Raw genomic sequence first — 11,518 nt, forward strand, 5'->3', positions numbered from 1 at the left:
CGTTATCCGATTGCCGCGAAAAGGGAATCATAAAGCTGGCCGACAACGCCGATCAGCTTGGAGGAGGCCTGGTAGCTGCGTTCGAGCTCCAGCTGGGCGGCATATTCCTGGTCGAGATTGACCCCGGCACCGGCCGACAGGGCCGTGGTGGCCTTGGTGAGCACCGCCTGTTCGCTGTCGAGCCGCACGGCGCTCGCCTTGCGCGCGCCCTCCAGCCAGCTGACCGAGGCGGTGGCGAGCTGGTCGAGGCTGGCGGCGGCCGGCAGGCCGCTCGCCCCATCGAAGCTCTGCTGGGCCGCGAGGGCGGTGCCAAGCTCCGCCAGCCGGCCGGAAAAGCTGGCGGCGCCGCTGGTGTTGTAGAGATAGGCCGCGCCATTGATGCCACCATCGCGCAGCCGCATGGGGTCGCCCCCCTGGGCCGGATCGAGGGCGGCGTTGACACGCAGCCGACCGGCGAGGCCCGATGTCAGCCCGTCGGGCACGGCGGCGTCGGAGCCGGTGAACAGGCCCGCCAGGGCCGGGCCGCCGGCGCCGCTCTGGTCGGCTTCCGCGAAGGCCGTGATGAGGCCCCGCGCCATCTCGTCCAGCTGGGTCTGATAGCTGGGCGCAATCTGGTCGCGCAGCTGGGTCAGGCCGGCGATGCGCCCCGACTGCACCGGCATGGTGGCGCCGGGACCGGCCACAGCCACCCCGTCCACATACACGCCGCCCCCCCTCGTGGTGGCATCCATCACCGGCGTGGGCTGGAAGGTCACCGCGCGCGGCGTGGTCTCGAACAGGGTCGCGCCGCTATCGGTGTAGATCATGATGTCGTTGTTGGCGCGGGTGACGGTCGAGATGCCGATCTCCTGCGACAATTGCGAGAGGATGGCATCGCGGCGATCGAGGGTGTCGGTTATGTCCGCGCCCGCCGACACCCCGCGCACCACCGCTGCATTCTCCACCTGGAACTGCCGCAGCAGATCATTGATCTGGGTGACCGAGCTGGCGATGGCGCTGTCGGCGGCGCCGCGGGCCTGCTGCACCGTGGCGGTGGCGCTGTTGAGCGCGCCGGCGAGGTCCTGCGCGCCGGTCACCACCTGGCGCGCGAGGGTGGGATCATCGGGCGTGTTGGCCGCCTGCGACAGGGCATCGGCGAGCACACCAATGCGGGCGGCGGGCGAGGTGGGGGTGTTGCTGTCGTCCACCGTGCTCCTCAGGGTGGTCAGCCCCTCATCCACCGCCTGCTGGGCCGCCGTGCCGGCGGTGGCGGCGAGCATGCGCACGAACAGCTGTCCGCCCGCCGCCCGGGTGATGGAGACCACCCGCGTGGAGCCATCGGGTGTGGTGGTCGTCACCGCGATCTTGCGGGCGGCGGAAGGATCGTTCGCCGCCGCCACGTTGCGGCTCGACACCTGCAGCTGCGTCGCCGTGGTGGCGAGCGCCGACTGCGCGGTGTTGAAGGCGAGCGACAGGGACATGGCCGATCCTTCCCGGGAACGTCAGGGCGAAGCGCTCAGCGCTTCAGGTTCATGAGCACGTCGAGCAGCTCGGCGCCGGTCTGGAACACCTTGGAATTGGCCGTGTAGTCGCGCTGGGCGACGATCATGCGGGTCAGCTCCGCGGCCATGTCCACGTTGGATTGCTCGGTGGCGCCGGAAACCACCGCGCCAAGGCCCCCCTCACCGGCGAAGCCCACCTGCAGGTTGCCGGACTTCTCGGAGATGGAGAACGCATTGCCGGTGACGGGAGCGAGCTCGTCCGGGCTCGCCACATAGGCGAGCGGCAGCTTGAACAGCTGCACCCGCTGGCCGGTCTGGTCCACCGCATAGACGGTGCCATCCGCCCCCACCGAGACGTCGGAGGCCGACACCGGCGCATTGCCGTTCACGGTGGCCGTCAGCGGCGTGTAGCCGGTGGCGAGCTGCGACATGCCTGAGATGTCGAGGGCGAGCGTGGACCCATTGGGGACAGGAATGTCCACGGTGCCGCTGGACGACAGCCGCCCGCTGGCATCGAAGCTGAGGGTCTGGGTGGCGAGTGAGCCGGAGGCGTAGGGGAAGCCGCCGCTGGCGGGGGCATCGGCGCGGTTGTACACCGCCATTTCCCACTGGGCCGGGCTCTGCGCCGTCTTGCTCAGATAGATGTCGAGGGTGACCTGGCCGCCCAGATTGTCATAGGTGACGAGGGACGATTTCTCGCTGAAGGTGGCGCCCGCCCCATTGCTGCCTGCGGTGGCGCCGGTGATGACGTCGGCCGCCGCCGGCAGGTTGGCGGCGAAGGTGCCGGTGGTGGAGGGGCTGGCCGCCAGCGTGGTGCTGCCGAGATTGACCGGCACCAGGCCGGCGGTGCCGTTCAGCACCGGATCGGCGGCGCCGTCGCGCACGTCATAGCCCATCAGCGTGTAGCCGCCGGCATTCACGAGGTTGCCGGATGTGGCATCCACATGGAAGCCGCCGGCGCGGGTCAGCAGCGCTTGACCGGCGGTGTCGTTCACCACGAAGAAGCCGTTGCCCTGCACCGCAAGATCCGTGGGCGAGGAAGTGTAGTTCAGCGCGCCCTGCTGGGAGATCGCATAGCGCACCTTGGTGTTGATGGCGCCGGGCTGGTATTCCGCCCCGCTCGTCTCTCCAGACTGCAGCAGCAGCGAGGTGAACTCGGTATCCGCCGCCTTGTATCCCGCCGTACCGGAATTGGCGATGTTATCGGAGACGGTCCCGAGCAGGTTCGACTGCGCGTTCATGCCCGATACGCTGGTGTTGAGCATTCCATAAAGGCTCATCGGTCCCGTTCCTCAAATCAGAGAACCGCTCACGCGGCGGATATTTGGATTTTCTTCACCGTTCATCTGGCGCGCGATGGCTTGTGCGAGGCTGCCCCTAGGGTCGCAGGGCGGCCGCCAGCTCGGAAAACGCATCGGTGCTCGGCGCCATGTCGGGGGTCTGGCACAGCGCCTCGTAGATGCGCGGCACCGCCGCCACCGCCTGGTCGAGATCGGCATCGGCCCCGGCCTGGTAGCCGCCCATCAGCCGCAGGTCGCGGGTATCCTCGAAGCGCGCCACCATCGCCTTCAGCCGCCGCACCAGGTCCCGCTCCGCCGGGCTCCACACCTCGCCGGCCAGGCGGGACACGGAGCCCAGCACATTGACCGCCGGAAACCGGCCCTGGTCGGCGATGCCGCGATCGAGCACGATGTGGCCATCCAGCGTGCCGCGGATGGCATCGGCCACCGGGTCGTTGTGGTCGTCGCCATCCACCAGCACCGAGAAGATGCCGGTGATGGCGCCGGTGCCCTCTGTGCCCGGTCCGGCCCGCTCGAGCAGCTTGGGCAGGGTGGAAAACACGCTGGGGGCATAGCCCCGCGCCACCGCCGGCTCCCCCGCCGCCAGCGCCACGTCGCGGGCGGCATGGGCATAGCGGGTGACGGAATCGACGATCAGCAGCACGCTCTCGCCGGCATCGCGGAAATGCTCGGCGATGGCCAGCGCCGCCTGGGGCGCCATGCGGCGCATCATCGGGCTTTCGTCGGAGGTGGAGACCACCACCACGGCGCGGTCGCGATTGGCGGCCAGCGGCCCTTCCAGAAATTCGCGCACCTCGCGGCCGCGCTCACCCACCAGCGCCACCACCACCGTATCGAAGCCGGTGCAGCGGGCGAGCAGCGACAGCAGGGTCGACTTGCCGACGCCCGAACCGGCGAAGATGCCCATGCGCTGGCCTTCGCAGAGCGGCGTGAACAGATCCACCACCCGCACGCCAGTACGCAGGGGGCGGTGCACCCGCCCCCGTGCCATGGCGGGCGGCGGCTCGCGATCGAGCGGCATGGCCCGCTCGCCCTTCGGCAGCGGCCCGTGCCCGTCCAGCGGCTGGCCGAGGGCATTGACCACCCGGCCGCGCCAGCCGGCGCAGGGGCTGAGCGCCAGCGGACCGAGCCGGTAGGCCCGGGCGCCGATGCCGATATCGGTGGACGTATCGAAAGGCTTGACCACCGCGCCCGCGCCGTCGATGCGCACCACCTCGCCGAAACGGGTGCCGCCCGCGCCCTCCAGGCCCACGCGCTCGCCCAGCTTCAGCAGGCTGGAGAGGCCGGCGATCTCGAAATGGGTGGGGGCCACCTGCCGCACCACGCCCCCCACCCGGACCGGAGGGCACGCCTCCAACCCCGCTTCCACCGCCGCGCCCAGGCGTTCCAATGCGTTCATCACAAGCCTCCCGGCGCGCGGCTCAGCTGGGGCCGAGCTGGCGGATGACGCTCGACGTGGCGTCCTCGCTCTGCGACACCGCCGAGGCCGCCTCCTCGAACGCCCGCTGCAGGGTGATGAGGCGGGTCATCTCCTGCACCGGATCCACATTGGCGCCTTCCACATAGCCCTGGCGCACCATGTTGCGGGTGAAGTCCTGCACCAGGGTGCCGGGCTGGTCGGCAATCACCGTCGCGCCGTCGTGGCGGGTGAGGGTGGCGCCCGGCGGCAGCAGGAACAGCCCCACCCGGGCCACCGCCTTGCGGCCCTGGAACACCGCGCCATCGGCGCCGATGCGCACCTCGCCGCCGGTAGGGTCGATCATCACCGGCGCACCACCGGCATCAAGGATCGGCGCGCCGCCCATGGTGCGCAGCTCGCCCTCCGGGCTCATCTTCAGCCGACCGTCACGGGTGTAGCCGGTGCCCTGGGCCGTGCGCACCGCGAACCAGCCGTCCCCCTCCACCGCCATGTCGAGGGGATTGCCGGTGGGCGTCACCGAACCGGCCTTGAGGGAGGTGAAGGTTTCGCCCTTCGACACATAAGCGACGCTATCGCCGCCGGCCTCGGACATGACGCTCTCGAACCGCACCGCCTCCGCGCGAAAGCCGGGGGTGCCCAGGTTGGCGATATTGTTGGCGATGGTGGCGAGCCGCTTGTCGGCCGCCATCTGCGCGGACAGGGACACATAGACGGTCGAGGACACGGCAGCCTCCATGCGCGGGCGGAGCCGCAACGGCCAAGGAAGGACGCGGGATCGGATTCGGGGTCGGACGCGGGTCCAACCCTCCTCGCCGAACAGCTAGGCGCGATGGCTTGCGCGAACCTGCCCCGCCACGAACTACCGCCCCCGGCCCCCGCACATCGCCCATGGCAGCCTCGCGCAATCCTGCGCTCGTACTGCTTGGGGCAACGCCGCGTCAGGAGCGCGGCACGGATACGTCAGGGGGACGGTGTCTTGGCAGTCATCATCGGCATCATACTCGGCCTCGGCGCCACCTTCGGCGGCTTCATGGCCATGGGCGGCCATCCGGAGGTGGTGTGGCAGCCGTTTGAATATCTCATCATCGGCGGCATCGCGCTCAGCACGTTCATCATCGCCAACCCCATCTCGGTCATCAAGGATACGGGATCGGGCATCATGCATGCCGCCATGGGCGTCTCGCCCAAGCGCAAGGATTTCCTGGCTCTTCTCAGTCTTCTCTATGCGCTGATGCGCGACATGCGCCAGAAGCCGCGCAATGAAGTGGAAGCCCATATCGACGATCCGCAGAATTCGCCGATGTTCGGACACTTCCCCAGCATCCTGAAGGACAAGGAGCTTACCCAGTACATCTGCGATTATGCACGCCTGATTCTCATCGGTAACGCCAAGTCCCATGAGATCGAAGCCTTGATGGAACAGGAGATCTCCACCATCAAGAAGCACAAGACCAAGCCCGCCGGCGCCATTTCCACGGTGGCGGAGGCGCTGCCGGCGCTGGGCATCTGCGCGGCGGTGCTGGGCATCGTCAAGGCCATGGGCGCCATCGACCAGTCGCCGGAGATTCTGGGCCACTACATCGGCTCGGCGCTCATCGGCACCTTCGTGGGCATCTATTCGTCCTACGCGATCCTCACGCCGCTGTCGGCCAAGATCAAGGCGACGCGCGAGAAGCAGTGCCAGCCGTTCATCATCACCAAGCAGGCGCTCATCGCCTTCATGAACGGCGCGCTGCCGCCCATCGCCCTGGAGCACGGCCGCAAGACCATCTCCGCCGGCGAGCGGCCGAGCATTGATGAAGTGGAAAGCGAATCCATCCAGGCGGCGCCCTCGTCCAGCGGCGCGGTCCAGCAGCAGGCGGCCTGAACCATGTCGAGCCACAAGCACCAGGACATCCGCGACATGCTGCTGGACGCGGCCGGCCTCTCCCTGGACCGGCTGCCCATGCTGCACGTGGTGTTCGACCGGATGGCGACCCATTGCGCCGACGGCCTGCGCCAGTTCGCGGCCTCCCAGGCCTATTATTCCCTGTGCAGCGTCGAAAGCGGGCGCATCGGCGACGTGCTGGAAACCTATGAGGGCATGGCCATCGCCGGCATCTTCCAGGCCCCGTCCTGGGACAGCCAGCTGATCGTCGGCTTCGACCGCGACTTCATCTTCACCATGGTGGAGGCGCTGTTCGGTGCCGACGGCTCCGAGCCGCCGGTGGAGGATGAACGCTCCTTCTCCAACATCGAGGCCCGGGTGGCCCAATTGCTGTTCGAGCAGATGGCGAAGGCGCTGAAAGCCTCGTTCGCGCTGGTGAGCGACACCTCGTTCCAGTTCGAGCGGCAGGAAACGCGCATGGACTTCGCCGTTATCGGCCGGCGCAACAACCTGGCGGTGATCGCCAAATTCCTGCTGCAGGCGCTCAACCGCGGCGGCGAGATGTTCGTCCTCATTCCCCAGCAGGCCCTCACCCCGCTGCGGCGGGTGCTCTCGCACACCGCCAATGCGGAATCCTCCAGCCGCGACCCCAAGTGGGCGCAGAAGATCCGCGACGAGGTGAACCGCACCTCCGTCAAGGTCCGCGCCATCCTGGAGGAGCGCGAGGTGGAGCTGGGCGATGTGGCGGCGCTGAAGGTGGGGCAGGTCATCCACCTCAACGCCAGCCCGTCCACCAAGGTCAAGCTCGAGAGCGCCGACCAGCCTTTGTACTGGTGCCAGCTCGGCCAGGCCGACGGCGCCTATGTCGTGCGCCTCGATGAACAGATCAACCCCAGCCAGGACTTTGTCGACGATGTTCTCCCCCGCTGACATGCTGCTGCTGGCAGCTCTCCTCACCACCACCACCTGCACCGTGATGCTGCATCGGCGGCTGACGCGGCTCGACCGGCTCAACCTCGATTACGAGCGGGCGCTGGACGAAGCCTCGCTGGCGCTGCTGGCGGCCCGCGATTCCCTCGTCACCTTCTCCAGTGACGGGCGCGAGGTGCTGACCCTGCTCGCCGGCCGCATCGACGATGCGCACGGCGTCATCGCCGAGCTCGATGCTCGCACCCGCGCCCACAGCCTGTGACCGGCCGCAACAGTTCATCAGGAACCCACCATGACCGAGACCGATCTCCGCGACGCCGCTCCCCAGGGCGCCACCTCGCAGGCCGCCACCTCGCAGGGCGCCAGCCCCTCAGCCAAGGCCGCCCTTGACGAGGCGCTGCTCACCCCCACCGCCAGCGAGCCCACCGAGACGCTGGGCGCCGGCCGCGGGCTGGAAAGCGTCAAGCGCATCCCGGTGCTGCTGCAGGTGGTGCTCGGCTCCGCCTCCATGCCCGTCTCCAGCCTGCTGAAGCTCGGCCGCGGCGCCGTGGTGCCCCTGGACCACCGGGTCGGCGAGCCGGTGGACGTGGTGGTCAACGGCCGCGTCATCGCCCGCGGCGAAGTGATGGTGGTGGAGGATGACAACTCCCGCTTCGGCGTCTCTCTCACGGAGATCGTCGGGCCGGGCGGCAACGAGCTGGGCTGAGCGAGGCCGCCATGGCGATGACGAGCACCAGCAAATCGCGTCCCCTGCACGGCAGCGACAAGGTGGCGGCGCTGCTGATGACCATGGGCGCGCCCGTGGCCAACCGCATCCTCAAGCATTTCGATGCGGAAGAAATCAAGCTCGTCACCCGCTCCATCGCCGAGCTCAAGCCGGTCTCCTCCACCCAGATCGAAGGCATCATCGAGGATTTCGCGAACCATTTCGTCTCCGGCGCCAACCTGGTCGGAACCGCAGCGGACGTGGAGCGCCTGCTCACCGGCGTGCTGCCGCCGGAGCAGATCACCGAGATCATGAACGAGCTGCTGGGCGCGGCCAACCACTCCATCTGGGACCGCATCTCCACCGTCTCGGAAAGCCTGCTCGCCGCCTATGTGGCGAAGGAGCATCCGCAGACCGCGGCCCTGATGCTCTCGAAGGTGCGCCCCGCCTGCGCCGCCAAGGTGCTGAGCTTCATTCCCGAGGAGCGGCGCAACGGCATCCTGCGCCGCATGCTCACCTTCAAGCCCATCGTCGACGCCACCATGCAGGTGATCGAACGCACGGTGCACGAGGACTTCATGATGAACTTCTCGCGCAATGCCGGCGCCGATCCCCACGCCCGCATGGCCGACATCATCAACAAGATGGAACGCGATGACATGGAAACGGTGTTGACGAGCCTTGCCGCCACCCGACCCAAGTCCGCCGAGATCCTGAAGGGCCTGCTGTTCACCTTCGACGACATCATCAAGCTCACCCCGCGCGCCCGCACCGCGCTGTTCGACCAGGTGCCCAACGACAAGCTGGTGCTGGCGCTGAAGGGCACCGAGCCGGAGTTCCGCGAGATCATCCTGCAGTCCCTGGGCGCCCGCGTGCGGCGCATGGTGGAGCAGGAGATGTCCAATTCCGATCCGGCGCCCGCCCGCGACGTGGCGGAGGCGCGACGCACCGTCACCGATCTCGCCCTCGACATGGCCGGCCGCGGCGAGATCGAGCTCAACAGCGGCGCCGAGGAGGATGCCTATGTGCGCTGAGGCGGTGGCGCGCCGGCGCCCGGCAGGCGTCCATGTCTGACGATCACGACAAGGACAGCAAGACCGAAGAGGCGAGCGAGAAGAAGATCGCCGACGCCATCGAGAAGGGCAATGTGCCGTTCTCGCGGGAGGCCACCCTGTTCGCCTCGCTGCTGGGCGTTTTGGCGGCGCTGGCCTTCTTCATCAGCGGCCCCGTGCGGCTGCTGACCGACGACCTCGCCCGGCTGCTGGACGACCCCGGCGGCTTCCGGCTGGAGCGCGGCAGCGATGCGGTGGGCCTGCTGTGGCAGGTGATGATGGCCGGCGGGCGCTTCCTCACCCCCATCGTGCTGGTGCTGGCGCTGGCCGGGCTGGTGGCGGCTGCGTTCCAGAACGTGCCGGCCCTGGTGCTCGACCGCATCAGCCCGAAATGGAACCGCATTTCCCCCGCCGCCGGCCTGAAGCGGCTGCTGGGAACCCAGGGGCGGATCGAATTCGGCAAGGCCCTGTTCAAGCTCACCGCCATCGGCGTCATTGCCGCGCTGGTGCTCTACAGCCAGCAGCGCCAGCTGGTGGATGCCATGTTCTCCGATCCGCTGACCCTGCCGTCCACTGTCCTCACCCTGGCCATCCGCCTGGTGTCGGCGGTGTGCGTAGGCACCATCGCCCTGGTGGGGGCCGACCTCGTGTGGTCGCGCATGAACTGGAAATCCGAGCTGCGCATGACCAAGCAGGAGCTGAAGGACGAGTTCAAGCAGTCCGAAGGCGACCCGATGGTGAAGGCGCGCATTCGCGCCGTCGCCCGCGAGCGCGCCCGGCAGCGGATGATGGCGGCGGTGCCGCAGGCCTCGGTGGTGATCGCCAATCCCACCCACTACGCCATCGCCATCAAATACGACCGCGAGCTGGGTGGCGCCCCCCTGGTGGTGGCCAAGGGCACCGACCTCGTCGCCCTCAAGATCCGCGAGATCGCCGAGCAGCACAAGGTGCCGGTGGTCGAAGACCGTCCGCTCGCCCGCGCCATGTACGACGCGGTGCATGTCGACCAATGGATTCCGCGCGAATTCTATCGCCCGGTCGCCCAGATCCTTCACTACATCTACACGAAGCGCGCCCATGGCACCCCATGACCATTACCATATCCTCGACCTGTCGACCCGCCCGGCCCTCGAGAGCATGGCGTTCGAGCGCCTGCTCGCCACCGCCCTGCGGGAGGTGGTGGTGGAGCTGTTCTTCACCAATGCCGGGCTGCTGATCGCCTATATCAACGCCGGCAAGCGCTCCATCATCGAGGATCTCGTGGTGTCCTCCGCCGAGCGCTCGCTGCGGCCGGGCACCCTCACCTATGCCGGGCACGCCTCCACCTTCTCCGATTGGGGCCACCCGCCCACCGTGAGCATCGCGCTGGAGCTGCACCATACGGACCTGCGGGTCTATTTCCGCATGGTGTTCGACGAGACGGCGGCGGGCATCGAGATCGCCAGCATCGTCTTCACCGAGGCCTATGAGGGCTATGACGACTGCCTCAGCCGGCTCGCCGGCGCCCTGGAGGCCGCCCGCCTGCCGCCCCACTGAGCCGGCGCCGCCCTCCAGCCTCGGGCAAGATTGACGCGCTACGCTGCGCACATCACCAGGGAGATCGCCATGCAGCCCCTTTACCTGCTTGGTCTGGCATCTCGCCACGCGCAATGGACCACCCTGCGCCAGGCGGCGATCGCCGGCAACATCGCCAATGCCAACACGCCGGGCTACCAGGCGATGGACGTCGCCCCCTTCAGCGCCGTGCTGGACAAGACCCGGCTCGCCATGGCCCGCACCGACGGCGGCCATCTCGAACTGCCCGCCGCCGATGCCATCCGCCAGGGCCACGCCGCCAAGGGCGGAAAGGACGGCTGGGGCACCACATTGTCGGGCAATTCGGTGAGCCTGGAAGCGGAGATGCTCAAGGCCGACGAGGTCAACCGGGCCTACTCCCTCGACACCACCATCATGCGGACCTTCCACCGCATGCTTCTGACGAGCGTGAAGACATGATCATCGATCCCCTGAAGGCGGCCACCGCCATCGCCAGCTCGGGCATCGCGGCCCAGTCCACGCGCATGCGGATCGTGGCGGAGAACATCGCCAACGCCCGCTCCACCGGCGCCACCCCCGGCGCCGATCCCTACACCCGCAAGACCGTCGCGTTCGCCTCCGAACTCGACCGCACGCTCGGCGTGGCGCAGGTGAAAGTGAAGTCGACCGGCACCGACAAGACGCCGTTCGTCACCGAATACGACCCCGGCAACCCGGCCGCCGACGCCAACGGCCTGGTGAAGCTGCCCAACGTCAATCCGCTCATCGAAATGGCGGACCTGCGCGAGGCCGGCCGGGGCTATGAGGCCAATCTGCAGATGATCAAGCAGGCCCGCGCGATGGTCGCCATGACCATCGACTTGCTGAGGACGCCGTGATGATCGATCCCCTCTCCCTCTCGTCGGTGAGCCATGCCGCCGCCGGCGTCACCCGCGCCCGCACCGAAACTCAGGTGGACCCCGCCGCGGCCGCCAATGCCGGCGGCCTGGCGGACTTCTCAACCATGCTCGCCCGCATGTCCTCCACCGCGGTGGATTCGGTGAAGGCGGGTGAGGCGGCGGCCATTTCCGGCATTCAGGGCCGGGTGTCCGTGCAGCAGGTGGTGGAAGCGGTGATGTCCGCCGAGCAGACCCTGCAGACCGCCATCGCGGTGCGCGACAAGGTGGTCGCCGCCTATCAGGAAATCAGCCGGATGGCCATCTGACCGGCCTTGGAGGAACCACCC

The 11,518-nt window shown here is 68.4% G+C and carries 14 protein-coding genes; 10 read left to right on the forward strand and 4 right to left on the reverse strand.

Annotation, left to right across the window (positions count from 1 at the left end; all coding sequences use genetic code 11):
- Positions 1-2 precede the first annotated feature (2 nt).
- The 4 genes from flgK to flgF all read right to left on the reverse strand — a co-directional run bounded on the left by flgK (position 3) and on the right by flgF (position 4,926).
- Positions 3-1,460: a flagellar hook-associated protein FlgK gene (flgK, locus tag ACU4E7_RS05360; protein WP_447020898.1), complete on the reverse strand. Its 1,458-nt coding sequence runs from the start codon at positions 1,458-1,460 to the stop codon at positions 3-5.
- Between the two features lie 35 nt (positions 1,461-1,495).
- Positions 1,496-2,761 carry a flagellar hook protein FlgE gene (locus ACU4E7_RS05365; RefSeq protein ID WP_447020899.1) on the reverse strand — a complete coding sequence of 422 codons (1,266 nt, stop codon included), beginning with the start codon at positions 2,759-2,761 and terminating at the stop codon, positions 1,496-1,498.
- Between the two features lie 97 nt (positions 2,762-2,858).
- A complete protein-coding gene (fliI, locus tag ACU4E7_RS05370) occupies positions 2,859-4,181 on the reverse strand; it encodes a flagellar protein export ATPase FliI (RefSeq protein ID WP_447020900.1) in 1,323 nt (440 codons plus the stop codon).
- A 22-nt stretch (positions 4,182-4,203) separates the two neighbouring features.
- Complete coding sequence (flgF, locus tag ACU4E7_RS05375; RefSeq protein ID WP_238123876.1) at positions 4,204-4,926, reverse strand: flagellar basal-body rod protein FlgF; 723 nt, start codon at positions 4,924-4,926, stop codon at positions 4,204-4,206.
- 252 nt (positions 4,927-5,178) lie between these two features.
- On the opposite strand from flgF, the gene motA reads away from it, so the two are divergent.
- The 10 genes from motA (at position 5,179) to ACU4E7_RS05425 (ending at position 11,497) form a co-directional block, all read left to right on the forward strand.
- Entirely contained in the window at positions 5,179-6,069 is an 891-nt protein-coding gene (motA, locus tag ACU4E7_RS05380; RefSeq protein WP_238123875.1) for a flagellar motor stator protein MotA, read from the forward strand.
- Positions 6,070-6,072: 3 nt separating this feature from the next.
- The gene (locus ACU4E7_RS05385; RefSeq protein ID WP_238123874.1) at positions 6,073-6,999 is read left to right on the forward strand and encodes a flagellar motor switch protein FliM; all 927 of its coding nucleotides are present in this window, start codon (positions 6,073-6,075) and stop codon (positions 6,997-6,999) included.
- Positions 6,983-7,261, forward strand: coding sequence for a hypothetical protein (locus ACU4E7_RS05390; RefSeq protein WP_447020901.1), 279 nt, complete (start codon positions 6,983-6,985; stop codon positions 7,259-7,261). The genes ACU4E7_RS05385 and ACU4E7_RS05390 overlap by 17 nt, the downstream gene beginning before the upstream one ends.
- 30 nt (positions 7,262-7,291) lie before the next feature.
- Positions 7,292-7,705 (forward strand): flagellar motor switch protein FliN, encoded by a 414-nt coding sequence (gene fliN, locus ACU4E7_RS05395; protein WP_447020902.1) that lies wholly within the window; start codon positions 7,292-7,294, stop codon positions 7,703-7,705.
- A gap of 11 nt (positions 7,706-7,716) precedes the next feature.
- Positions 7,717-8,739 carry a flagellar motor switch protein FliG gene (locus tag ACU4E7_RS05400; RefSeq protein ID WP_238123872.1) on the forward strand — a complete coding sequence of 341 codons (1,023 nt, stop codon included), beginning with the start codon at positions 7,717-7,719 and terminating at the stop codon, positions 8,737-8,739.
- A 32-nt stretch (positions 8,740-8,771) separates the two neighbouring features.
- Entirely contained in the window at positions 8,772-9,848 is a 1,077-nt protein-coding gene (gene flhB, locus ACU4E7_RS05405) for a flagellar biosynthesis protein FlhB (RefSeq protein WP_238123871.1), read from the forward strand.
- Positions 9,835-10,293, forward strand: coding sequence for a hypothetical protein (locus ACU4E7_RS05410; RefSeq protein WP_238123870.1), 459 nt, complete (start codon positions 9,835-9,837; stop codon positions 10,291-10,293). The genes flhB and ACU4E7_RS05410 overlap by 14 nt, the downstream gene beginning before the upstream one ends.
- A gap of 69 nt (positions 10,294-10,362) precedes the next feature.
- Entirely contained in the window at positions 10,363-10,752 is a 390-nt protein-coding gene (gene flgB / locus ACU4E7_RS05415) for a flagellar basal body rod protein FlgB (RefSeq protein WP_238123869.1), read from the forward strand.
- Between the two features lie 2 nt (positions 10,753-10,754).
- A complete protein-coding gene (gene flgC / locus ACU4E7_RS05420) occupies positions 10,755-11,171 on the forward strand; it encodes a flagellar basal body rod protein FlgC (protein ID WP_238123907.1) in 417 nt (138 codons plus the stop codon).
- Positions 11,171-11,497: a flagellar hook-basal body complex protein FliE gene (locus ACU4E7_RS05425; protein ID WP_238123868.1), complete on the forward strand. Its 327-nt coding sequence runs from the start codon at positions 11,171-11,173 to the stop codon at positions 11,495-11,497. The genes flgC and ACU4E7_RS05425 overlap by 1 nt, the downstream gene beginning before the upstream one ends.
- The last annotated feature ends 21 nt before the right edge of the window (positions 11,498-11,518 follow it).

Source organism: Xanthobacter sp. ZOL 2024, from assembly GCF_052932325.1.